Source organism: Nocardiopsis algeriensis, assembly GCF_014203695.1.
GTDB lineage: Bacteria > Actinomycetota > Actinomycetes > Streptosporangiales > Streptosporangiaceae > Nocardiopsis > Nocardiopsis algeriensis.
The window spans coordinates 101323-122885 of the sequence record NZ_JACHJO010000008.1 but is presented as its reverse complement, the minus strand read 5'-3'; the positions used below and the strand labels follow the sequence as shown (position 1 = coordinate 122885).

At 72.3% G+C, this 21563-nt stretch carries 25 protein-coding genes; 3 read left to right on the top strand and 22 right to left on the bottom strand.

Annotated features, from left to right (window positions below; all coding sequences use genetic code 11):
* Nucleotides 1-27 precede the first annotated feature (27 nt).
* The 17 genes from FHS13_RS14110 to dacB form a co-directional block, all read right to left on the bottom strand.
* Entirely contained in the window at nt 28-2622 is a 2595-nt protein-coding gene (locus tag FHS13_RS14110) for an L-aspartate oxidase (protein ID WP_184292355.1), read from the bottom strand.
* A gap of 19 nt (nt 2623-2641) precedes the next feature.
* Nucleotides 2642-3523 (bottom strand): pantoate--beta-alanine ligase, encoded by an 882-nt coding sequence (gene panC, locus FHS13_RS14105; protein WP_184292354.1) that lies wholly within the window; start codon nt 3521-3523, stop codon nt 2642-2644.
* 64 nt (nt 3524-3587) lie between these two features.
* Nucleotides 3588-4472, bottom strand: a complete 885-nt coding sequence (locus tag FHS13_RS14100) for a Rossmann-like and DUF2520 domain-containing protein (RefSeq protein WP_184292352.1) — start codon at nt 4470-4472, stop codon at nt 3588-3590.
* Between the two features lie 247 nt (nt 4473-4719).
* Complete coding sequence (locus FHS13_RS14095; RefSeq protein ID WP_184292351.1) at nt 4720-4965, bottom strand: chaplin family protein; 246 nt, start codon at nt 4963-4965, stop codon at nt 4720-4722.
* Nucleotides 4966-5213: 248 nt separating this feature from the next.
* The gene (locus FHS13_RS14090) at nt 5214-6560 is read right to left on the bottom strand and encodes a PH domain-containing protein (RefSeq protein ID WP_184292349.1); all 1347 of its coding nucleotides are present in this window, start codon (nt 6558-6560) and stop codon (nt 5214-5216) included.
* A 141-nt stretch (nt 6561-6701) separates the two neighbouring features.
* A complete protein-coding gene (locus tag FHS13_RS14085; RefSeq protein WP_246405303.1) occupies nt 6702-7136 on the bottom strand; it encodes a PH domain-containing protein in 435 nt (144 codons plus the stop codon).
* Nucleotides 7137-7336: 200 nt separating this feature from the next.
* Entirely contained in the window at nt 7337-7831 is a 495-nt protein-coding gene (locus FHS13_RS14080) for a DUF3180 domain-containing protein (RefSeq protein WP_184292345.1), read from the bottom strand.
* Nucleotides 7831-8367, bottom strand: coding sequence for a 2-amino-4-hydroxy-6-hydroxymethyldihydropteridine diphosphokinase (gene folK, locus FHS13_RS14075; protein WP_184292343.1), 537 nt, complete (start codon nt 8365-8367; stop codon nt 7831-7833). The genes FHS13_RS14080 and folK overlap by 1 nt, the downstream gene beginning before the upstream one ends.
* Nucleotides 8364-8735, bottom strand: coding sequence for a dihydroneopterin aldolase (folB, locus tag FHS13_RS14070; RefSeq protein ID WP_184292341.1), 372 nt, complete (start codon nt 8733-8735; stop codon nt 8364-8366). The genes folK and folB overlap by 4 nt, the downstream gene beginning before the upstream one ends.
* Nucleotides 8735-9181 carry a nuclear transport factor 2 family protein gene (locus tag FHS13_RS14065; RefSeq protein ID WP_184292339.1) on the bottom strand — a complete coding sequence of 149 codons (447 nt, stop codon included), beginning with the start codon at nt 9179-9181 and terminating at the stop codon, nt 8735-8737. The genes folB and FHS13_RS14065 overlap by 1 nt, the downstream gene beginning before the upstream one ends.
* The gene (gene folP, locus FHS13_RS14060; protein WP_246405294.1) at nt 9178-10083 is read right to left on the bottom strand and encodes a dihydropteroate synthase; all 906 of its coding nucleotides are present in this window, start codon (nt 10081-10083) and stop codon (nt 9178-9180) included. The genes FHS13_RS14065 and folP overlap by 4 nt, the downstream gene beginning before the upstream one ends.
* 89 nt (nt 10084-10172) lie before the next feature.
* Nucleotides 10173-10772, bottom strand: coding sequence for a GTP cyclohydrolase I FolE (gene folE / locus FHS13_RS14055; protein WP_184292337.1), 600 nt, complete (start codon nt 10770-10772; stop codon nt 10173-10175).
* Nucleotides 10769-12805: an ATP-dependent zinc metalloprotease FtsH gene (ftsH, locus tag FHS13_RS14050; protein ID WP_184292335.1), complete on the bottom strand. Its 2037-nt coding sequence runs from the start codon at nt 12803-12805 to the stop codon at nt 10769-10771. Before ftsH ends, folE begins: the two co-directional genes overlap by 4 nt.
* A 276-nt stretch (nt 12806-13081) precedes the next feature.
* Nucleotides 13082-13636 (bottom strand): hypoxanthine phosphoribosyltransferase, encoded by a 555-nt coding sequence (hpt, locus tag FHS13_RS14045; RefSeq protein ID WP_184292333.1) that lies wholly within the window; start codon nt 13634-13636, stop codon nt 13082-13084.
* A gap of 616 nt (nt 13637-14252) precedes the next feature.
* Nucleotides 14253-15236: a tRNA lysidine(34) synthetase TilS gene (tilS, locus tag FHS13_RS14040; protein WP_184292331.1), complete on the bottom strand. Its 984-nt coding sequence runs from the start codon at nt 15234-15236 to the stop codon at nt 14253-14255.
* Nucleotides 15233-16312 carry a zinc-dependent metalloprotease gene (locus FHS13_RS14035; RefSeq protein ID WP_184292534.1) on the bottom strand — a complete coding sequence of 360 codons (1080 nt, stop codon included), beginning with the start codon at nt 16310-16312 and terminating at the stop codon, nt 15233-15235. The genes tilS and FHS13_RS14035 overlap by 4 nt, the downstream gene beginning before the upstream one ends.
* A gap of 99 nt (nt 16313-16411) precedes the next feature.
* Complete coding sequence (gene dacB, locus FHS13_RS14030) at nt 16412-17785, bottom strand: D-alanyl-D-alanine carboxypeptidase/D-alanyl-D-alanine endopeptidase (RefSeq protein WP_184292323.1); 1374 nt, start codon at nt 17783-17785, stop codon at nt 16412-16414.
* 76 nt (nt 17786-17861) lie between these two features.
* Here dacB and FHS13_RS14025 point away from each other — a divergent pair, with 76 nt between their 5' ends.
* Nucleotides 17862-18389 carry an inorganic diphosphatase gene (locus tag FHS13_RS14025; RefSeq protein ID WP_184292533.1) on the top strand — a complete coding sequence of 176 codons (528 nt, stop codon included), beginning with the start codon at nt 17862-17864 and terminating at the stop codon, nt 18387-18389.
* 59 nt (nt 18390-18448) lie between these two features.
* On the opposite strand, the gene FHS13_RS14020 is transcribed toward FHS13_RS14025, so the two are convergent.
* A complete protein-coding gene (locus tag FHS13_RS14020; RefSeq protein WP_184292313.1) occupies nt 18449-19003 on the bottom strand; it encodes a sigma-70 family RNA polymerase sigma factor in 555 nt (184 codons plus the stop codon).
* A 94-nt stretch (nt 19004-19097) separates the two neighbouring features.
* On the bottom strand, nt 19098-19295 hold the full coding sequence (locus FHS13_RS14015) for a hypothetical protein (RefSeq protein ID WP_246405301.1): 198 nt from the start codon (nt 19293-19295) through the stop codon (nt 19098-19100).
* A 536-nt stretch (nt 19296-19831) separates the two neighbouring features.
* Between FHS13_RS14015 and FHS13_RS14010 the strand changes: the two genes are divergently transcribed.
* Entirely contained in the window at nt 19832-20353 is a 522-nt protein-coding gene (locus tag FHS13_RS14010) for a cupin domain-containing protein (protein ID WP_184292311.1), read from the top strand.
* 5 nt (nt 20354-20358) lie between these two features.
* Here the strand turns inward: FHS13_RS14010 and FHS13_RS14005 are convergent, their stop codons facing one another.
* Nucleotides 20359-20742: a hypothetical protein gene (locus tag FHS13_RS14005; protein ID WP_184292309.1), complete on the bottom strand. Its 384-nt coding sequence runs from the start codon at nt 20740-20742 to the stop codon at nt 20359-20361.
* 47 nt (nt 20743-20789) lie between these two features.
* Nucleotides 20790-21005, bottom strand: coding sequence for a hypothetical protein (locus tag FHS13_RS14000; protein WP_184292307.1), 216 nt, complete (start codon nt 21003-21005; stop codon nt 20790-20792).
* A gap of 187 nt (nt 21006-21192) precedes the next feature.
* Between FHS13_RS14000 and FHS13_RS13995 the strand changes: the two genes are divergently transcribed.
* Entirely contained in the window at nt 21193-21339 is a 147-nt protein-coding gene (locus tag FHS13_RS13995) for a hypothetical protein (RefSeq protein WP_184292305.1), read from the top strand.
* A 2-nt stretch (nt 21340-21341) separates the two neighbouring features.
* Here FHS13_RS13995 and FHS13_RS13990 read toward each other — a convergent pair whose 3' ends face one another.
* Nucleotides 21342-21554, bottom strand: a complete 213-nt coding sequence (locus FHS13_RS13990) for a hypothetical protein (protein WP_184292303.1) — start codon at nt 21552-21554, stop codon at nt 21342-21344.
* Between the last annotated feature and the right edge of the window lie 9 nt (nt 21555-21563).

Below are 21563 nucleotides of genomic sequence, written 5' to 3'. Positions count from 1 at the left end.
ACCAAGCGGACTCCGCGCGGTAGTCCGTCACACGAGATCCAGGGCGATGTCCAGTGCCGGACTCGAGTGGGTGAGGGCGCCGACGGCCAGGTAGTCCACCCCGGTCGCGGCGACGTCGCGGGCGACGCCGAGGGTCAGTCCGCCCGAGGACTCCAGCCGGGCGCGGCCCCTGACCAGGGCCACCGCCTCGGCGAGCTGCTCCACGGTGAAGTTGTCCAGGAGGATCTCCTCCGCCCCCGCCTCCAGCGCCTCCTCGATCTGGTCGATGCGGTCGACCTCGACCTCCAGGGGAACGCCGGGGAAGCGCTCGCGGACGGCGCGGACCGCGGCCCCCACCCCGCCGGCGGCGATCACGTGGTTGTCCTTGACCAGACCGGCGTCACTGAGGCAGTAGCGGTGGTTGACGCCGCCCCCGCAGCGCACGGCGTACTTCTCCAGGGCGCGCAGGCCGGGGCGGGTCTTGCGGCTGTCGCGGATGCGGGCGCCGGTGCCCGCCACCGCGTCCACCCAGGCCCGGGTGGCGGTGGCGATGCCGGACATGTGGGTGAGGAGGTTGAGCGCGGTGCGCTCCGCGGTGAGCAGGTCGCGGGTGCGCGCGGTCACCGACATGAGCACGTCCCCGCGCTCGACCGCGTCGCCGTCGGCGGCGCCGCGGGTGACGTCCAGCGCACCGTCGGAGACCGTCCAGAAGACGAGCTCGGCGAGCGGGAGGCCGCTGACGGTGCCGCTCGCCCGGGCCACGACGTGTGCGGTGCGCACCTGGTCGGCGGGGATGGTCGCGACACTGGTGACGTCGATCCCGGGCCCGCCGGTGAGGTCCTCCGCGAGCGCCCGGCGCACCAGGTCGGCGTGCGCCTGGTGGGGGGCGCTCCAGGAGGCCTGGAACTGGGCCCGCACGTCGGGGTCCGCGTGCGCGGGTTCGGCGAGGGGCAGGGAGACGGTGTCGAGCTCGGCCGCCAGGGCGGTCGGCAGGGAGGGCGGCAGGATCTCGTCGGCGGCCACGGGTGTGTCCCCTTCCAGTCGAACGGTCACGGAGCGGACCCGCCACTCGGGGCGGGGCCCGGGGTGGTCGGCGCGTTGGTGGGAGCCCCTGCTCTCGGTCCTGTGCAGCGCGGCGGCGGCCACGAGGCGGGCCACCGTGAGCAGGTTGGTGGCCTCCCAGGAGGCCACGCCGGGGACGACCGGGACGGCCGGCCGGGCGAGCCCGCCGAGCTCCTCGGTGAGGGAGGCCAGACCCTCGCCGGTGCGCAGGACCCCGGCGCCGCGCGACATCAGGGTGCGTACACGGGGGGAGTCCCCGGGGTCGGCCAGGGACGAGACGTGGTCGGCGGCCTTCCACGCGGTGGGCCTCGGCAGCGCCTTCTCCGCCAGCCGGGCGGCGATGCGGTCGGCGAAGACCAGCCCTTCCAGGAGCGAGTTGGAGGCGAGCCGGTTGGCGCCGTGCACCCCCGTGCGGGCGGCCTCGCCGACGGCCCACAGGCCGGGAACACCGGTGCGGCCGTCGATGTCGACCTCGACACCGCCGGAGGCGTAGTGGGCGGCCGGGGCGACGGGGATCGGCACGGCCAGCGGATCGATGCCGTGTTCGCGGCAGGAGGCCAGGATGGTCGGAAAGCGCTTCTCCCACGTGGCCCGACCGAAGTGGCGCGCCTCCAGGTGGACGTGGTCGGTGCCCTGTTCGGCCATGGTGCGGGCGATCGTGCGCGCCACGACGTCGCGGGGGGCGAGGTCGGCGAGCTCGTGGACGCCCTCCATGATCCGCCTGCCGTCGGCGTCGACGAGGTAGGCCCCCTCCCCGCGCAGCGCCTCGGAGACGAGGGGCTGGCGCCCGCGTGCGTCGGGCCCCAGCCAGAGCACGGTGGGGTGGAACTGGATGAACTCCATGTCGCGCAGGCGCGCGCCGGCGCGGACGGCCAGGGCCAGGCCGTCCCCGGTGGACACCGGCGGGTTGGTGGTGGCCGCGAAGATCTGCCCGGTGCCCCCGGTGGCCAGGACCACGGCGGGGGCGAGGACGGCGCCGACACCGTCGCGGGCGCCCTCGCCCATCACGTGCAGGGTCGCACCGCACACCGCGCCCGTGGCTGGATCGCGGAGGGCATCGAGCGCGAGGGCGTGCTCGACGACCTCGATGCGCTCCTCGGCGAGGACCGCGGCGACCAGTGCGCGCTGGATCTCGGCCCCGGTGGCGTCACCGCCCGCGTGGGCGACGCGGTCGGTCCGGTGTCCGCCCTCGCGGGTGAGGGAGAGCTCTCCGTCGGCGTCGCGGTCGAACTCGGCGCCGACGCCGATGAGCCAGCGCAGAGCGTCGGGCCCCTCGGCGGCCAGGACGTGGACGGCGTGGGGATCGGACAGCCCCGCCCCGGCGAGGTGGGTGTCGACCATGTGGGCGACCGGGTCGTCACCGGGGGCGACCGCGGCGGCGATGCCGCCCTGTGCGTAGGCGGTGGAGCCGGTGGACAGGCGGTCCTTGGTGACGAGCACGACCCGGCCGTCGGCGGAGTACCGGACATAGCGCAGCGCGGTGCTCAGCCCCGCGATCCCCGACCCGATGACGGCGACGTCGGCGGAGACCGACCAGCCCGGTTCCGGTGCGCTGATCCGGGTCTGTGTGGGTGTGCTCATGGGGTTCTTCTTCCGCGGTTCAGAGCGTGATCGACGTGTTGTCGATGAGCCGGGTGGCGCCGACGCGCGCGGCGACCGCGAGGACGGCCGCGCCCCGGTGGCCGTCGGGTGCCTCGGTGAAGGTGGCCGGGTCCACGAGCGCGAGGTAGTCCAGCTCGACGGGCGGGTCGGCCTGGGCGGCCCCCTCCAGCACGGCGAGGGCCGCGGTGCGGACGGCGGCGGCGCCGCCGGGGGCGGCCTCGCGGCCCGCGGCGAGGGCTCGGGAGAGGGCTCGGGCGCTGACGCGCTCGGGGTCCGAGAGGTAGACGTTGCGGCTGGAGGAGGCCAGGCCGTCGGGATCGCGCAGGATGGGAGCGCCCACGATCTCCACCGGGATGTCGAGGTCGGCGACCATGCGGCGGACCAGGGCGATCTGCTGGGCGTCCTTCTCGCCGAAGACGGCGAGGTCGGGTCGGACGAGGTGGAAGAGCTTGGCGACGACGGTGAGGACACCGGTGAAGTGGCCGGGCCGGGAGGCGCCCTCCAGCCGCCCGCCCATGGCCCCGGCGTCGACGGTCACCATCTGCTCCGCGGGGTACATCGTCTCGGTCGCGGGGGCGAAGACGATGTCGACGCTCTCCTGCGCGCACACCTCGGTGTCGGCGTCCAGGTCGCGCGGGTAGCGCTCGAAGTCCTCACCGGGACCGAACTGGAGCGGGTTGACAAAGACGCTGACGACCACGGTGTCCGCCCGCTCCCGGGCGATCCTCATGAGGCTCCGGTGGCCCTCGTGGAGGGCCCCCATCGTGGGAACCAGGGCGGTGCGCCCGGCGGTGGCCGTCGCACGCCGGAGTTCGTCGGGCGTGCGGACGACGAGGGGGCGCCGGCTGCCGGCGGAGGCGGTGCTGGTGGTCTCGGTCATGGGTGGTCTTCCCCGTGGTGTCCGTGGTGGTGCGCGCCGCCCCGGTCCGGGCGGCTCGCGGATGTCAGCGGCGGAGGACGTCGAGGAGTCTCTCCGCGTCCTCGGGCCTGAGCATCCCGGCGTTGATGGCCAGGTCGGCGGTGAGCCGGGCCAGTTCGACGTAGCTGACCACGCTCTCGGGCGCGTTCTCGCGCAGCTGCTCGATGTGCCCAGCGACGGTTCCGGCGTCGCCGCGCAGCACGGGCCCGCTGAGCCCGTGGATGCCCAGGCGCAGGGCGTTGTCCAGCGAGGCGCCGAGCAGAGGGGCGAGCAGGCGGCCGGGATCGGGGACCCCCGCGGCGGAGAGCAGCGAGGCGCTGTCGGCGACCAGGGTGACGAGGTGGTTGGCACCGCCGGCGAGGGCCGCGTGGTAGAGGGTGCGGCGGTCCTCGGGGATCCAGACTGGTTCGGCGCCCATCTCGACGACGAGGGCCTCGGCGATGGGGCGCAGCTGCTCGGGGGCGGTGACGCCGAAGCAGCAGTTGGCGAGGCGGTCGAGGTCTTCGTCGCGGCCGGTGAAGGCCATCGCGGGGTGCAGGGCCAGGGGCAGGGCCCCGGCGATGGTGGCGGGGGCGAGGACGCCGTGGCCGTGGGCGCCGCTGGCGTGGACGAGGATCTTGCCGCGCAGGTCGGTTCCGGTGGCGGCCAGGCCTTCGGCCGTCCCGGCGAGGTCGTCGTCGGGAACGGTGAGCAGGACGAGGTCGCTCGCCTCGGCCACCTGGGCGGGTTCCAGGATCCGCGCGGTCGGCAGGCGGGTGGCGACCCGTTCCTTGGAGGCCTCGGAGACCGCCGACGCGGCGACGACCTTGTGGCCGGCGCGTCCGAGCGCGCGTCCGAGGACAGAGCCGACCCTGCCGGGCCCGATGACACCGACCCGCAGCCGGGCGGGGCGCCCCTGCGTGGTCTCCATGCTGCCGCTCCCTCGTGCCGAGTGCGTCCGGCCCTCCCCGGCCGTGACGCCTGAGCACACGATAGCCCTCCCCCGGCAGTGGACCGCGGCCCCGCCCCCCGGGGTCGGGTGCCGGGGAACGCGAAAGGGCGCCACCCCGTCGTCACGGGATGGCGCCGAGAGTTCAGCTGCTCCGCCCTGGGGCCGGGACGTCTCCGGCCGGGTCAACCCCCGGGCGGGCGGAGCGTGCGGCGTGGAGCCGCAGCTGTCAGCCCTCGTTCTCGATGCTGGCCTCGGAGTCGACGCACTTGGCGTTGGCGATGCCCAGGACCGCGACGGCGGTGCCGCAGACGTTGACCGGGATGTCGAGGTCGGCGATGACCTGGTTGCCGCCCAGGACCGAGCCGTTGCCGGAGGTGAAGGCGTTGCTGTTGGCCATGGCCGGAGCGCCGGTGAACAGGACGCCCGCGGCGGCGGCGACGATGGCACTGGCGGCGAAAGCCTTCTTCAGCATGGTTTCTCTCCTGTCGGACCGGCGGACGGGGGGCGCCCACCGGCCGTTGACGTTGACCGTGTGTGTAACGCTGAACACTTGCTGTGTTCAAGCACTATTTAGCCATACGTCGGCACCCACCGTGACCAAAACAGGGAAGTCATTCCCGACCATCACCAGGAGGTATCACCCTCAGCTACGTTCCATGTCCGACATGGGATCCATAATCGGAAGCTCTCCGCAGCGTCCATGTGACGCACGTCACGCCCCTATTCCTCGGTGGCACCCCGCCGGTCCACCGTCGCCCGGGTCGCCCACCGCTCCGGTCCCTCCGATGTCCTGCGGGCCCGCCGGGTGCGAGCGGCCAGCTCCTCCACCAGACGCCGGGCCTCGTCGACGTTCCGCCCCGCGACCCGCGCGCGAACGGGTCCGGGCGCGGTGTCCACGTCCACCGAGGCCCGTCCGGTCAACCGGGAGAGGGGACCGGCGGTCAGCCTCAGCGCCTGCACCCGCTCCAGCGGCACGATCTCCGTCACCCTGCAGAACAGGCCGGCGGAGGTGACGAAGAGGTGTTCGTCCGCACCCGCCAGGGAGGGCAGCCGCTGCCGGTGGGGCACCAGCGGGACGTGGGCCACCTCGGTTCCGGGAAAGAGCTCGTTGACCAGGGCGAAGGCCCGCCTTCTCGGCGCCACGGGCAGGAGGGTGGCCGAGTCGCCCTGGCGGGTGCCGGCGTATCCCGCCACGTTCGCCTCCACGCGGGCCACCCCCAGCGCACGCCAGAGCAGGGGCTCCACCACCCGCACGGCCTGCACGCGTCCGGGCGGGACCGTCTGCATCCGCCTCTGGAACATCCCGTAGCGCAGCCGCAGGCCGTCGGACGAGAGCGAGGCGTAGAAGTCCGTGTAGCGGACCAGGGGCCCCAGGAAATAGCGCGTCAGACCCAGCAGCAGCGGAACGAACGCGCCCAGGACGCCGGGCTCGCCGAAGACGGCCCCCGCGGTGGCCAGCATGAGCAGCCCGATGAAACCCAGCAGCACCGGCACCCGGAACGTCAGCGCTCCGAGCAGCAGCAGGAACGGCAGCCGGTACAGCGGCCACTCGGGCGCCTCCGGCGACCTGCCGGGAAGTCCGGCGGCGTGGGCGACCACGGCGGCCCGCAGCTTCTCGGCCACCGGGCGCCGGAGGAAGCGCAGCCGCACGGCACTGGCGTCCCCTCCGGCGAGCTCGATGCGCAGCTCCGCCAGGCCGAACACCTGCATCAGCAGCGGCTGGACCACGTCCACGGCCTGGAGGCGGCTGAGCGGGATCTCCCGCGAACTGCGCATGACCAGCCCGCTGTGCACGATCAGGTGGTCCTGGCGCAGCCCGAAGCTCGCGTACCACCAGGCGGGCAGCGCGTAGGCGAGGGAACCGAAGAAGACCGCCACCACGAGCACGAGCACCCACGCGAACCCGAACAGGGTGAGGACGGGGCCGGCCAGGGCCGCGAACACCAGCGTGACCGCGACCACCCGGAACGGGACCGCCGACCAGTGCGACCGGAGGACCCCCGACGTCACGTCCTCCTCCGGCCGGGGCTGGACGGGCTGGGGCCACCACACCGTCGGCGGGAGCATCACCGGGGGGCCGTGCCCGGCCTGCCCGTACGGAGGCGGAGGTCCCGGGGGCGGAGCGCCCGGAAGGCCGGGCCGCGGCGGCGGTCCCGGAACCGCGGGCGGCGGGTACCGCGGCGGTTCCGGGCGGGCGGACTCTGTCATCTACAACCCCGTCGAGAAGGTCTCACTGCGTTCTGCCAGCCGGTCGCGCAGCCGGACCGCCTCCTCCAGCGGGAGTCCGACCACCCGCGTGTCGGCGGTGATCGCGGCCGTGCGCACCCGCACCGTGGAGACGCCCAGCGCCTGTTCCAGCAGGTCCGCCGTGGTGTCCACGACCTGCATCCGGCCGTAGGGGATCACGACGAGCTGCCGGACGAGGACGCCGTAGGTCAGGTACAGCTCCTCCTCCCCCTCCGCGTACCCCCAGGAGCGCCGGAAGAGCCCGGCCAGGAACCAGCTCGCCACGAGGCAGACGAGGGAGAGGGCGACCCAGGCGAAGGCCCATGCGAGGTCCGCCCACAGGAGCAGCAGGAGCGCCCCCGCGACGCCCGCGGCCAGGCACAGCGCCCCCGCGACCAGCCTGTGATACCAGGCCAGGGAGGACGAGACCCGGTTCCAGGTGAGGCCCTCGGGCGCGGCGAAGGCGGCGACGGCCGGGCCGCTCGGCTCCGGAGGCTCGGACGGGCTCTGCGGTGTCGGATCACTGGTCTCCACGGGCCTCAGTCAATCATCCGGCGGCCGATTCCGCCCCAGGCCGCCCCAGGTGCCGGGGACACCGGCGTGTCGGCCGCTTCCGCTCACGCCGTCCCGGGCGTGTTCCGGTCCCCGTTCCCGCCCTCGTCCCCGGGCACCCGGCAGGCCCACTCCAGGCGGTAGGCGGCTGCCATGAGCAGCAGCGAGGCCACCGCCGTGCCCAGCCCCGTGAGGAAGACCTCCCGGTGGACCGGCAGCTCCAGGGTGTCGAGCACCGTCAGCGCCATGCCCGCGAAGGCACCCGCGAACACCGCCGCCACCAGCACGCTGGCCTTGGCCAGGGCGACCAGGCGGGCCGCGCTGATCGGGGGGATCGGCTCGGTCCCCGGCTCCCTGCGGATCCGGCGCCGTGTCCGCCGTGCCGTGAACGCCTCCGCGAACGCCAGCAGGAGCAGGGTCGGGATCGCCGACCACGGGATCAGCGGCAGGCCGGGCAGCGCGTGCGCGACGAGGGCGCCGGCGACGGCGCTCGCCACGAACAGCACCAGCGGCAACCGCCACCCCGTGGGCCGCAGCCGCCGCCCGTCGTCGTCCCCCATCAGCCGGTCGCCTCCTCCGGCAGCCGGAGCTCGAGGTCCTCACGCAGGAACAGCTCCTGCTCCCCCGCCTCGTCGTCGGCGGTCACCGCCGCCAGCAGCTCGGCCACCGGGCCCAGGCCGGGGAGCTCGGCACCGGGGTCGGCGTCCAGCCACGGCCGCAGCACGAACGCCCTCAGGTGCGCGCGCGGGTGCGGCAGGGTCAGCTCGGGGTCGTCGTCCCGCACCTGGCCGAAGGCGATCACGTCGACGTCGAGCGTGCGCGGCCCCCAGCGGACTTCACGAACCCTGTCCAGGGCCCGCTCTGCCGCCCACGCCCGCTCCAGCAGTTGCCGGGGGGTGCCCTCGCTCTCCACGAGCAGGACCGCGTTGAGGTAGCGGCCCTGCTCGGGACCGCCCACAGGGGCGGTCTCGTACACCGGTGAGAGCGCCACGGGCACAGGGGCGTCCTCGCCCTCCAGCAGCACCTCGATGCCGCGCCGGAGGGCCGCCGCCCGGTCCCCCAGGTTGGATCCCAGTGACAGCACCGCGCGGGTCACGAGGCCCCTCCCCGGTCGCGGACCACGGTGACCGCGACGTCGCCGAACTCGTGCTCGATCGGCGCCGACGGCTTGTGCACCGTCAGCTCCACCCGTTCGACCAGCGGTTCCTCCAGGCACACGGCGGCCAGGCGCTCGGCGAGCGTCTCGATGAGGTTCACCGGCTCTCCGGTGACGATCTCCACCAGCCTGTCGGCGAGCACCCCGTAGTGCACGGTGTCGCCGACGTCGTCGGAGGCGGCGGCCGGAGCGGTGTCCAGGTACAGGACCGCGTCGACGACGAAGTCCTGCCCCTCCCGCCGCTCGAAGTCGAACACCCCGTGGTGGCCGCGGGCCCTCAGCCCGCGCAGCGCGACACGGTCCCGCATCAGACCTCGCCCTCGTCCTCTTCTTCCTCGCCCATCAGCACCGGGGAGGCGTGGTGCGACCACAGCCGCCACCCCTGCTCGGTGTCGACGAACAAGTTGGTCGTGACGACCTGCCCCCCGGCGACGAACCCGGGGCTGTCGTCCTCGGCCGTGAGGACGTTCTCCTCGCACGTCACCATGGCGATGTCCCCGCCCACGCCGATGTGGGTCTCGGTGAGCACGTACTGGATGTAGACCACGTTGGCCATGATCAGCGACCAGGCCCGGATGATCTCGGTACGGCCGCGCAGCAGGGGCCAGCCGGGGTTGACGCACACCAGGTCGGGGGCCTCGTGCTCCTCCGCCCACACACTGCGCATCAGGTCGATGTCGCCGTTCTCGATGGCGCTGTAGAACTGCGCGTTGGCCTCGGCCACGCGCTCCATGACCTCCTGGCGCGACTTCACCGGCCACCTCGAACCGCGGTACGGGGAAAGCGTCCCTCGTCCAGGCCCGCGCCCCCGTCGGACCATGCGGCCGCCACACGCACGGCGTCGGCGCTGGAGCGCACGTCGTGCACCCGGACCGCCCAGGCGCCCCGGTCCGCGGACAGCGTGGTCAGGGCCGCGGTGGCGGCGTCGCACTCCACGAAGGGGCGGTCGCCCTCCGCGCCGCTCAGGAGGCGGCTCAGGAAGCGCTTGCGGGATCCGGCCACCAGCACCGGGCGGCCCAGCTCGTGGAACCGGTCGAGATGTCGGAGCAGAGCCCAGTTGTGGGCCTGCTCCGGTCGCTTGGAGAACCCGAGGCCCGGGTCGAGGACGATCTGGTCTGGGTCGACGCCTGCACTGATCATGGCCTCCATACGGTCGCGGAGCTCATCGATGACCTCCCGGACGACATCCGTGTACACGGCACGGCTCTGCATGTCATGACTATGCCCACGCCAGTGCATCAACACATAGGCAACGCCGGAAGAAGCCACGAGTCTCGCCATGGCCGGATCGGCCAGGCCGCCGCTGACGTCGTTGACCAGGACGGCGCCCGCCTCGACGGAGCGCTCCGCGACCTCGGCCCGCATGGTGTCCACGCTCACGGCCACGCCGTGCGCGGCGAGCTCGCGCACCACGGGCTCGACCCGGCGCAGCTCCTCGTCCGCGGGCACTCGCTGCGCCCCGGGCCGCGTGGACTCCCCGCCGACGTCGACGATGTCCGCGCCCTCGGCCACCAGCCGCAGTCCGTGCTCGATCGCCCGTTCCGGGTCGAACCAGGCACCGCCGTCGGAGAAGGAGTCGGGGGTGACGTTCACGACCCCCATGACCAGGCAGCGCCCTTTGTCGGGCAGTCCTGGAAGTGTGTGTTTCGGCGCCATGGAAACACTCTATGCGTCTCGCGGGAGGGCCGGGGGCCGCGCGGCCCCCGGCCCTCCCCGGATGTCTCCCGCGTCACGCGGCGCCGATGTCAGCGGCGGTCCAGGATGAGGCTCATCGCCTCGGCGCGGGTGCGGTCGCTGCTCCGGAAGACGCCGCGCACCGCCGAGGTGACGGTCTGGGCACCGGGCTTGCGCACGCCGCGCATGGTCATGCACAGGTGCTCGGCCTCGACGACGACGATGACGCCGCGCGGCTGGAGGTGGTCCATGATGGCGTCGGCCACCTGGCCGGTGAGCCGCTCCTGCACCTGCGGCCGGCGGGCGTAGACGTCGACCAGCCGGGCCAGCTTGCTCAGGCCGGTGATACGGCCGTCGGATCCGGGGATGTAGCCCACGTGCGCCACCCCGTAGAAGGGGACCAGGTGGTGCTCGCAGGTGGAGTAGAGCTCGATGTCCTTGACCAGGACCATCTCCTCGTGCCCGGCCTCGAACACCGTGGTGAGCACGTCGTCGGGCTTCTGGCCCAGTCCCGCGAACTGCTCCTCGTAGGCCCGGGCGACCCGCTCGGGGGTCTTGACCAGGCCGTCGCGGTCGGGGTCCTCGCCGATCGCGACGAGGATCTCCCGTACCGCACGCTCGATGCGCTCTCTGTCCACCTGTCTACCGGGCAGGCTGTCGGCCCCGCTCACTCGTCATCTCCCTCGAAACTGGCGGACGGGCCCGGAAGCTGTCCGCCGCTGTCGGTCTCCGGCCCCTCGAAGGCGGTGCTCCGCGGACCGGAGCCGTTCACCGCCGTGGCGCCTGCGGCGATCTCCTTCTTGGAGAGCACCGGGGGGCGCGTGGAGGGCCGGCGCCTGCCGTATCCGGTGAAGGAGCCGCGGCTCGGCCGCTTGCGGACCGGGGCGAAGATCTCCAGGACCTCGTCCCGGGAGAGGGTCTCCTTCTCCAGCAGGGCGACCACCAGCTCGTCCAGGACGTCCCGGTACTCGTTCAGGACCTCGAAGGCCTCGTCGTGCGCGGACTCGATGAGCCTGCGCACCTCCTCGTCGATGACGGAGGCGATCTCCTCGGAGTACTCGCGCGTGTGCGCCATCTCCCGGCCCAGGAAGGGCTCGGTGTTGGAGGAGCCGAACTTGCGGGCGCCCAGGCGCTCGCTCATGCCGTACTCGGTCACCATGTTGCGCGCCAGCGAGGTGGCCTTGTCGATGTCGTTGCCCGCACCCGTGGTGGGCTCGTGGAAGACCAGTTCCTCCGCGGCGCGGCCGCCCAGCATCATGGCCAGCTGGTCCATCATCTGCGAGCGGGAGGTGAGGAACTTGTCCTCCGTCGGGATCGACATGGTGTAGCCGAGGGCCCGGCCGCGCGGCAGGATGGTGACCTTGTGCACGGGGTCGGCGTTGGGCAGCGCGTGGCCGACGAGGGCGTGACCGCCCTCGTGGTAGGCGATGACCTTCTTCTCGTACTCGGACATCACCCGGCTCTTGCGCTCGGGGCCGGCCATGACGCGCTCGATCGCCTCCTCGAGGACGGCGTGCGTGATGGTGTCGCTCCCGGCGCGTGCCGACAGCAGAGCGCCCTCGTTGATGACGTTGGCCAGGTCGGCACCGGTCATCCCCGCGGTCTGGCGGGCGATCACGTCGAAGTCGACGTCCTCGGCCATCGGCTTGCCCTTGGAGTGGACCTTGAGGATGTCGCGGCGGCCGTCCATGTCCGGCCGGTCCACGACGATCTGGCGGTCGAAGCGGCCCGGGCGCAGCAGCGCCGGGTCGAGGATGTCGGGCCGGTTGGTGGCGGCGATGAGGATGACGCCGCCCTTGACGTCGAAGCCGTCCATCTCGACCAGCATCTGGTTGAGGGTCTGCTCGCGCTCGTCGTGGCCGCCGCCCATGCCGGCGCCGCGGTGGCGGCCCACGGCGTCGATCTCGTCGATGAAGATGATGGCGGGGGCGTTGGCCTTGGCCTGCTCGAACAGGTCGCGCACGCGGGAGGCGCCCACACCGACGAACATCTCGACGAAGTCGGAGCCGGAGATCGAGTAGAAGGGCACCCCGGCCTCGCCCGCGACGGCGCGCGCCAGGAGTGTCTTTCCGGTACCGGGAGGGCCGAACAGCAGCACGCCTTTGGGGATCTTGGCGCCCATCGCCTGGAACTTGGCCGGCTCCTGGAGGAAGTCCTTGATCTCCTGGAGCTCCTCGATGGCCTCGTCGGCGCCGGCGACGTCGGCGAAGGTGTTCTTCGGGGTGTCCTTGGTGATGAGCTTGGCCTTGGACTTGCCGAAGTTCATCACCCGGGAGCCGCCGCCCTGCATCTGGCTGAAGACGAACCAGAAGACCGCGAGGATCAGGAGGAGGGGCAGGAAGCTGACCAGGATGGTCGTCCACGCGGAGGTGGTCGCGACCGAGACCTCGTAGGACTCCAGGTTGCTCTCGCCGCTGTCCAGGGACTCCTGGAGCATGTCCGCGAGCTGCAGCCCTTGGCCCTCGACCCAGTACGCCTCGTAGACCTCGTCCTCGGTCGTGGTCAGCACGATGCGCTGGTCACGGTCGATGATCTCGGCGTTGTCCACCTTGTCCTGCTCGATGAGCTGGTGGACCTGGGAGATGTCGGTCTCCTCGGGCTGCTGCCCCCCGCCGATGCCGAACATCTGGACGATGAGAAGAAGTATGAGGAGTACGGCCAGGATCAATATCCACGGGCCGCGGAATATACGCTTCAGATTCATGTGAGCGGACCTCTGTGGGGTCCGTCCCTCCTGACCAGCCGCCCGCACCGGAGGACATTCCGAAGCAGGACCTCATATCGGACACGTGGTTTCCCGCCGGACGCGGGATCTTTCGACGGTACACCTCGCCCTGCCCGGCGGGCACACCGCGAGATCGCGATCACCGGGACGGAGAACCACAGGGCGGGGGCCGTCATCGAACCAACGACGGCGCCCCCGCCGGTTGTTCCCGTCCGGCCGTGCGGGCCGTCCCACACCGGCCGGGCGGCAGACGGCCTACTTCTCGTAGACGTGCGGAGCGAGAGTGCCGATGAACGGCAGGTTGCGGTACTTCTCGGCGTAGTCGAGGCCGTAGCCGATGATGAACTCGTTCGGCAGGTCGAAGCCGATGTACTTGACGTCCAGGTCCACCTCGTAGGCCAGCGGCTTGCGCACCATGGTGCAGACCTCGACCGAGCGGGGACCGCGCGACTTGAGGTTGCCCACCAGCCAGGACAGGGTGAGGCCGGAGTCGATGACGTCCTCCACGATCAGGACGTCGCGGTCCTTGATGTCGGTCTCCAGGTCCTTGAGGATGCGGACCACCCCCGAGGAGGTGGTGCCCGCTCCGTAGGAGGAGACGGCCATCCAGTCCATCGAGACGGGGCTGTGCAGCACCCGTGCCAGGTCGGCCATCACCATGACGGCGCCCTTGAGGACCCCGACGATCAGCAGATCCTTGCCCGCGTAGTCCGCGTCGATCTGCGCGCCGATCTCCTCCAGACGCGCCTTGATCTGCTCCTCGGTGACCAGGATCTTCTCCAGGTCCCGGCCCATGTCCTTAGCGTCCACGCCCACTGTCCTTGCTGCTGGGTTCCCCGTTTGCGGCAACCAGGATAAACGTGCCCAACACGGCGGGGGGACCGGCCACACCCGCGTACCCGGTCGTGCTTGCTTCGGGGCCTCCGCTCTGTGCCTCTTTGGGGCCTCCGCTTCGCTTCGGCCCCGGTTCGGGCGCCTTCAGGGCGCGGTTCTTCGTCGCTGCGCTCACACGCTCGTACCTCGCGTGTTCGCTCCACTCCTGCAGAACCCCGCCGGCGCCCTCACGGCACACCCCCTGGGGCGCGGGTGGGCTTGTGAGTGACCGGCGCTTCGCCTCGGCCTGTTCGTTGCCCAACATCACCCTCAGCGGATGCTCTCAAGGTGCGGTTCTTCGTCGCTGCGCTCACGCCCTCGCACCTCGGGCGTTCGCTCCACTCCTGCAGAACCCCGCCGGCGCCCTCGCTGTGTTTGCTTTGGGGCCTCCGCTTCGCTTCATCCCGCCCGTCGCCCGCCACCACCCTCAACGGACGGCCTGCGGCCGCAGCCCCCTTGTTCGGGCGCCTTCAGGGCGCGGTTCTTCGTCGCTGCGCTCACGCCCTCGTTCCTCGGGCGTTCGCTCCACTCCTGCAGAACCCCGCCGGCGCCCTCACTGGGCGAAGCGGAGGGTGGTGGCGATGCGGTGGCCGCGGATGCCTCCGGGGAGGTCGATGTGGGCCTGGCCACGCCATGCCGTGACGAGTTTTTCGAGTTCGCGCACGTGGTGGGCGCTCAGGGCGCCGGCCGGGCAGCCCGCGGCCAGGGCGGCGCGGCGCAGCACGCGCGTGCGCAGGGCGGCGGGGGTGTTCCGGAGCACCGGCACGGACAGGACCGGGCCGGGGTCCCCCTCCGCTACCGCCGCCTCGGCGTACAGCTCGCCGGCGAGGGAGTCCAGGGCGTCGGCGTCGTCGCGCAGGAGTGCGGCCGTACGGGCCAGGGCGGCGGCGATACCGGGGCCCAGGGTCCTCTCCAGGGCCGGGAGCGCCTCGTGGCGCACCCGTGAGCGGGCGAAGCGGGGGTCGTGGTTGTGGGGGTCCTCCCACGCGGTGAACCCCATGAGGTCGCAGGCGCGGCGGACGGTGTCGCGCTCCAACCCGAGCAGGGGGCGCAGGTGGTCCCCGCTGCGCGGAGCCATCCCCGACAGCGAGCGGGCACCCGAGCCGCGGGCCAACCCGAGCAGGACGGTCTCGGCCTGGTCGTCGAGGGTGTGACCCAGCAGGATCACCGCCGGGGCGCGGGCGGCGGCCTCCTCCGCGAGCGCGGCGTAGCGGGCCTCGCGGGCCGCCCCCTCAGGGCCGCCCCGGTCGGCGACCTCGACCCGGCGCACCACCACGGGGTCCAGCCCCAGGCCCGCCAACACCTTGGCGACGTCGTCGGCGCGCGCGTCCGAGCCCTCCTGGAGCCCGTGGTCGACGGTGACCGCCCCGGCGCGCAGACCCAGGCGGGGCGCCTCGAAGGCGGCGGCCCCCGCCAGCGCGAGGGAGTCGGCGCCGCCGCTGCACGCGGTCAGCACGGTGGTCCCCGAGGGCAGACCTGCCAGAGCCCGCCGGACCGCCAACCGTACGGCGGCCACGGCGGGAGGCGGGCCGCTCACTCCGTGACGGCGGCCGGGCGCACGACCCGGTCCACCCACGCGGAGGGCTCGCGGATCTCCGCCAGGGTGGGCAGGGTCTCCCGCGAGGTCCACACCTTGTTGAAGTCGGCCATCCCGACCTCGGCCACGACGGCCCGGACAAAGGCGGCGCCCTCTTCGTACTGGCGCATCTTCATGTCCATGCCGAGCACCTGGCGCAGCACCCGGTCGAGGGGACCGAGGCCTTCGCGGCGCTTCTGGAAACGGGCGCGGATCCTCTCCACGCTGGGGACCACCTCGGGGCCGACCGCGTCCATGACGTAGTCGCCGTGTCCCTCGGCCAGGCTCATGACCGCGGTGACGCGGTCCATGATCTCCAGCTGCTCGGGGCTCTGGATCGCGGTGATGAGGTTTCCCTCACCGCCGCGCACGGCGTCGGCGACCGCCTCGCCCGCGGCGCGCAGGCGTGTGATGAGGTCGCCCGCGTCCATCTCCGAGGACAGCAGGAGCTCCTGCATCAGGTCCTGGACGTAGCCGCGCAGCCACGGTGTGGCCGTGAACTGCATGCGGTGGGTCTCCTCGTGGAGGCACACCCACAGGCGGAAGTCCCGGGGATCGACGTCGAGTTCGCGTTCGGTGTGGACGATGTTGGGGGCCACCAGGGTGAGGCGGCCGGTCGGCAGGTTCCCGTCGGGGTCCGGCGGGAGGAAGAGTTCGTACTGGCCGAGGACCTTCCCCGCCAGGTAGGCCAGGAGCGCCCCCAGCTGCACCCCTGTGACGCGCGCACCGACCGCACCGGTCAGGTTCGCGGCGGCACTGCCGCTCAGGCGCCGTGCGCCCATCTGCTCCAGGACGGGTTCGATGACCACCCTGAACCCGTCGACGTTGGCCCTGATCCAGCCGGGGCGGTCCACGACGGCCGCGGGCCCGGCGGGCACGAGGGGGTTCATCCCGGTGAAGTCGCGTACATGTCCGGCGGCAACGGTGGAGAGCTCGCGCAACTGGGCCACGGCCTGCCGCGCGTCGGGCAGGTCCACCTGCGGCCCGGGCCGTACGAGGCGGACACCGGTGTTGACGGCTACATCCCAGTCGATCACAGTCACACTGGCAGCCTACCCACGCATCGTCGGTCGGCACGGGGATCAGGGATCCAATTCCGGGTGATCCCAGGGGTGTCCCCTACCGTTCGCCGGCGCTCAGGAGCATCCGCAGCTGCTGAGGGCGGCGGCGAGGGTGTCCAGCTGGGCTCCGGTGACACCCGGGACGTTGGCGAGGAAGGCGAACACGTACGTGTTGCCCTCCTGGTCGCGGATGGTCCCCGCCAGCGCACTCACGCCGTTGAGGGTGCCGGTCTTGCCGCGCACCATCCCGGCGGCGCCGTTGGCCAGGGAGCCCTCGTCGTAGCGTCCCCGGTAGGAGAGGGTGCCGGTCGAGTTGGCAGTGGGCAACCCCGTGATCGCCGCGTTGAGCTCGGCGTGAGCGGGGTCGGAGGCCAGGCGCACCAGGTCGACCAGGGCACGCGGGGTGATCCGGTTCTCGGTGCTCAGACCGCTGTTGTCGGAGAGGGTGACCCCGTCGATCCCCAGGCCGTCCAGGATCTGGTGGGTGGCCTCGGCCGCCCCGGCGAAGGAGGGGTCGTGGCCGGTCTCGATCGCGGCGACACGCCCCAGGTTCTCGGCCATGTTGTTGTCGCTGGCCAGCATCATGTGCTCCACCAGTGCCGTCATGGGCATCGAGTCGACCGAGGCGATCGGGTCGCCCGCCGCCACGGCCTCGACCGGGGCCCCCTCGACGGTGATCCCCTGGTCCTCCAGCTGCCCCGCGAAGGCCTTGGCGGCGGCCAGCGGCGGGTCCGGAACCCGGGTGGGCACCTCCGACCCGGGGTACATCAGGCCGCTGTCGATCATGAGGGCGTGGACGGCGGCGGTGCTGCCCTCGGTGATGTAGTTGGGCTTCCAGCCCGGGCCCGTGGTGTCACCGGTGAACAGGGAGTCGTCGTAGCCGACCGAGACCGTGTCGATCCCCTGTCCGGCCAGGGCGGCGGCGGTCTTCTCCGCGAGCTCCTCCAGGGTGGCGACCGGGGGATAGCCCGCGTGGTCCCTGTCCGTGGTCAACGTCGCATCGCCGCCCCCGCGCAGGACGACGGTGCCGCCGGCGGGGTCGAGGTGGGCCTCGGTGCTCAGTACGCGGTCGGGCCCCACGGCCGAGAGAACCGCGACCGCCGTGGCGATCTTGGTGGTCGACGCGGGCGTCGCCGGGGTGTCGGCCCCGAGTTCGAAGACCGCCTCGCCGGTGGCCGCGTCGAGGACGTAACCGTAGAGTCCCTCCTCGAGCCCGGACGCCGACATGGGATCATGAAGGATGTCCGCGATCCGTTCCGGGTCCGCCGGAGTCGAGGCCGCGGGTTCCGCCGCCGCCACGCCCTCGGCGCTCGTCACGGGACGGGGCTCCGCAGGGAGCGGCCTGGCCTCGACCACGTCGAGGACGACAAACCCGGCAATCAACACGAATATGTTGAGCAGGGCCAGCGTGAGGAGTGCCTCACCTCGTACCGGTCGCACCCGTGGCACCCGCCCTTCTCTCGGTGTCGCGGTCAGACTTTGTAGCTATACGGCGACATTAGTCGCAATGGGAGCCGATATCAGCATGGAATTCGACGTCACGATCGAGATCCCCAAGGGGGAGCGCAACAAGTACGAGGTGGACCACGAGACCGGTCGCATCCGACTCGACCGCATGCTGTTCACTTCCACCACGTATCCCGCCGACTACGGCTTCGTGGAGGGCACGCTCGGCGAGGACGGCGACCCGCTCGACGCACTCGTCCTGCTCAAGGCCCCGACGTTCCCGGGCTGCCTGATCCGCGCCCGCGCCATCGGCATGTTCCGCATGCGCGACGAGGCCGGCGGCGACGACAAGCTGCTCTGCGTTCCGGCGACCGACCCGCGCCAGGAGCACCTGCGTGACATTCACCACGTGAACGAGTTCGAGCGCCTCGAGATCGAGCACTTCTTCACGGTCTACAAGGACCTGGAGCCCGGCAAGTCCGTCGAGGGCGCCAGCTGGGTCGGCCGCCACGAGGCCGAGCTGGAGATCATGGCCTCGGTCAAGCGGGCCGAGGAGGCGGGCGTCCACGGCGACGCCTCGCACATCACCAACGCGGACGAGAAGTAGCGTTCGGCGTCCCACGCACCCGGCCCGGTAGGGAACGCATCCCGCCGGGCCGAAGTGTCTCATCCGCCGAGGGCCGCCGCGAGGGGCCCCGAGGCTTCGGCCAGGGCGTACGCCGCACAGGCGAGCGCCACCAGGAGACCGGTCAGAGCCGGCACGAGCGCGCAGGGGAGATTCCGCCCGCCCGGCTCGCTCGGCGGCGCGGGAAAGCCGTCGCGGCCGAAGTTGTCGGCACGGGCGGCGACGTGTGCCCGGTATCCGTCGAGCTCGGGGGCGGCCATGCCCTTGAGCACCCGCGCCCGCACCAGGGCGATGTTCACGGGCAGCGCCCATTCCCTCGCCAGTCGGTGGTCGCGGGCCCGCCGGCGCAGGCATTCGGACTCGGCGACCGCGTGCAGCCATTCGCCCATCCGGTCCGCATCGGGCAGCCGGCGGATGTGCGCACGGGCGGCGATCAGCGTGTCGCGCAGCACGACGTGCGCGGCGTCGCGGTCGCAGAGGGACAGGACGCAGCGTCGGTACAGCTCCTCCCCGTAGGCGTCGAGCAGCCTCTCGTAGGCCTCCGCCGACGGAACGCGGTCGGAGCACAGGTCATGGAGGAGATCCCGGTCCGTCATGGCCCCTGAATCTACGCGGGAGGAGAGGCCCCGCACCCGCACTTCGTCGAAAGAGGCACGGTTCTCCCTCTCCTGTCGCGGATCCGCAACCGGCTCAGTCGGGGAGCGGACGTTCGCCCGCCCCGACACGCCTGCTCCGCCCTGATCCCTCCCGGGAGCGCTCGGCCAGGGAGCGTGCCCAGAGCAGGACGAACGTGAGCACGGTCAGGACCGCGACCAGCAGCGCGGCCTCGGGGCCGAGGAAGCCGAGTGCCATCACCGCGGCAGCCGCGACGACGAGCGCACGCACCATGAGTCGCGCCCCCAGCCCCGCTGTTCCGGGGTTCAACTGCGCCTTCTGCGGATGGACGCCATGACGGCCGCTCCTGTCACTGCTCTCGGGGGGTGTCACCTTTCCGGCGGAGCCCTCACGCCGTACTCGGGACCCCCATGTCATCACCACGTGGCAACTCCCGCAACACACCCGGGGCAAGCCGAGGGTGAGAGGAGCGACACACCCGGTCGCGGTCCGCTTGACGGCCCCGGGTCCTTGCTGGTCTCCTTGCATGCATGTATCCGCGCACCCGCACCGACGCCACGGCTCGCACGGCCCCCGGGGCCTCCTGCCACCTGGCCTGTGCGGCGTGTCCGTGTTGTCGTCGCTGAGCCTCCGAGGCGCTTGACGCCCTCCGACGGGCTCCCCGCGTCCGTTCCGCGGCGCGGGTCTCTCCTGCTTCCCTCCGGGACCGTGTACCGCTCCGTGTCCGGAGCCGGTCTCCCCGGGGCCCTTCGCGGCCCCTCGACGACACAGGCGCGCCCTGACGCGCACACGTGAAGGATCTTCCGACGATGGCCCAGCAGGCTCTCTCCACCGCTGTACTCACACCCCGCACCGCCGTTTCCCTGGAAGGCATCGGCGACGTGGTCGACGCCGGCCGCCCCTCCGGATACGCACACCTGGGCGGACGGCACCTGCCGACGGTCGGCCGCCTGGTGTCCGCGGCCCGGAGCGCCGCGGCCGCACTGGACCGCCCGGCCCTGCGGCCCTCGCGGCGGGGGCGCTGGCAGTCCGTGCCCCGCTCCGTCCGCCGGTACGCGGCCGGACGGCTGCGGGTGAGCGCGGTGGCGCTCGAACCCAACAGCTTCGTTCCGGGCCCCTCGTCCCGCGCCTCGCGGGCCCGCGGCATGGAGGTGCTGTTCCTGGTGAGCGGGCGCGCCCATCTGATCGCCTCGGGGCCGGACGGGCAGATGCGCTCCGCCGCGGAGCTGGGGCCGGGCCGGGCCCGGGTCCTCGGCTCCGCCGGTGGGGACAGCCACCACCTGGTGAACACCGGTGACGAGGTCGCGGTGGTGGTCCGCGTGAGCGCCTGACCGGTTCACTCGGCACCGCCGTCCCGCGCGGAGGCGCGCAGCGCGGCGTCCACCGCCTCCACCGCGCGCAGGACCCCCGCGACGCGGCGCCCCTCCTCCAGGTAGGCGTTCATCACCTGGTCCAGGGCGTGCGGCGGCAGATGGTCGCGCAGCTCGACCCTGGCGGTGCGGTATCCCTCCCTGGCGGCGGCCAGGGCGGCGGAGACGTAGTGGCGGGCCAGGCGGGACAGGGCCGCCGGGTGGCGCCGCAGGACCCCGTGCAGCCGGTAATCGGCAGGCACGAGGTCGAACAGCCACACCACCGCCGTCTGCTCGAAGGAGTCCGCTCCCGGGGGGTGCACACTCGCGGGCCAGTCCTGCGTCAGCGACTCGGGCATGCCCCCGAGCATACCCTTGGTTCGAAAATAAGTTCGATACCCTGCGGGCTACTTCCGACTTACTCGGCCGAGGACTGCCCGGAGGACCCCTGCTCGGCCGCCGTCCGCCGCTCCAACTCCACCCGAATGGCCTGTTCCGCGGCGTCCGTCGCGGCCCGGGCGGTGATCACGTTGATGTGGGCCCGGTCGAGCTCTTCCAGCAGAATGCAGTCGAACGACACCCGCGCATCGTGGATCGCGGCCTCCAGTTGGCGTGACGCTTCTTCCAGACTCATGCCATTCCCCTCCCCCAGAAACCGGCATTAACACACATCAGTCTCATAAACACCAGGTCTGCGCCCCGCATCGAGCAGGAGCCCCTGCGCATCCGCTACCCGCAAAGGAGGCGTGCCATGCGGACGGGTGCGCAAGGGGGACACCGGGTAGGCATCTTGCACAAGACCGCACGACCTGGAGGACGACATGGCGCGACTCATCCTGGTTCTGCTGGCCATCTGGCTGGTCCTCACCGTCGCGGGCATCCTCATCGAGGGCCTGTTCTGGCTCGCCGTGGTCGGAGGGGGCCTGTTCCTGGCCACCGTCATCTGGAGCCGCTTCCGGAACCGGTAGCGCTACTGGTCCAGCGCCCGCCGATCGCCGCCGTCCTCCTCCCGCGGCGCGGGCACGTAGCCGCCCGTGTGGGGCGGCGGAGCGGGAGCGGGCGGGACCTCCGGACCGGCCCGGCGCTCGTCGAGCTCCGCCACGACCCGCCGCAGGGCGTAGGACCCCCCTGCGATCGCCACCATCGCTCCCAGCAGCGCGAACACCATGAACAAAAGACTCATGCGGGCCCA

Bases quoted from the DNA above. Each gene is read 5' to 3' on its own strand.
- FHS13_RS13995 (WP_184292305.1), top strand. From the start codon at position 21,193: ATGGCGCGACTCATCCTGGTTCTGCTGGCCATCTGGCTGGTCCTCACC.
- FHS13_RS14110 (WP_184292355.1), bottom strand. From the start codon at position 2,622: ATGAGCACACCCACACAGACCCGGATCAGCGCACCGGAACCGGGCTGG.
- folP (WP_246405294.1), bottom strand. From the start codon at position 10,083: ATGGCGCCGAAACACACACTTCCAGGACTGCCCGACAAAGGGCGCTGC.
- FHS13_RS14100 (WP_184292352.1), bottom strand. From the start codon at position 4,472: ATGGAGACCACGCAGGGGCGCCCCGCCCGGCTGCGGGTCGGTGTCATC.
- FHS13_RS14090 (WP_184292349.1), bottom strand. From the start codon at position 6,560: ATGCTCCCGCCGACGGTGTGGTGGCCCCAGCCCGTCCAGCCCCGGCCG.
- FHS13_RS14000 (WP_184292307.1), bottom strand. From the start codon at position 21,005: ATGAGTCTGGAAGAAGCGTCACGCCAACTGGAGGCCGCGATCCACGAT.
- folB (WP_184292341.1), bottom strand. From the start codon at position 8,735: ATGCGGGACCGTGTCGCGCTGCGCGGGCTGAGGGCCCGCGGCCACCAC.
- FHS13_RS14080 (WP_184292345.1), bottom strand. From the start codon at position 7,831: ATGGGGGACGACGACGGGCGGCGGCTGCGGCCCACGGGGTGGCGGTTG.
- FHS13_RS14010 (WP_184292311.1), top strand. From the start codon at position 19,832: ATGGCCCAGCAGGCTCTCTCCACCGCTGTACTCACACCCCGCACCGCC.
- FHS13_RS14095 (WP_184292351.1), bottom strand. From the start codon at position 4,965: ATGCTGAAGAAGGCTTTCGCCGCCAGTGCCATCGTCGCCGCCGCCGCG.
- FHS13_RS14020 (WP_184292313.1), bottom strand. From the start codon at position 19,003: ATGACGGACCGGGATCTCCTCCATGACCTGTGCTCCGACCGCGTTCCG.
- FHS13_RS14005 (WP_184292309.1), bottom strand. From the start codon at position 20,742: ATGCTCGGGGGCATGCCCGAGTCGCTGACGCAGGACTGGCCCGCGAGT.
- FHS13_RS13990 (WP_184292303.1), bottom strand. From the start codon at position 21,554: ATGAGTCTTTTGTTCATGGTGTTCGCGCTGCTGGGAGCGATGGTGGCG.
- ftsH (WP_184292335.1), bottom strand. From the start codon at position 12,805: ATGAATCTGAAGCGTATATTCCGCGGCCCGTGGATATTGATCCTGGCC.
- FHS13_RS14025 (WP_184292533.1), top strand. From the start codon at position 17,862: ATGGAATTCGACGTCACGATCGAGATCCCCAAGGGGGAGCGCAACAAG.
- FHS13_RS14015 (WP_246405301.1), bottom strand. From the start codon at position 19,295: ATGGTGCGTGCGCTCGTCGTCGCGGCTGCCGCGGTGATGGCACTCGGC.
- panC (WP_184292354.1), bottom strand. From the start codon at position 3,523: ATGACCGAGACCACCAGCACCGCCTCCGCCGGCAGCCGGCGCCCCCTC.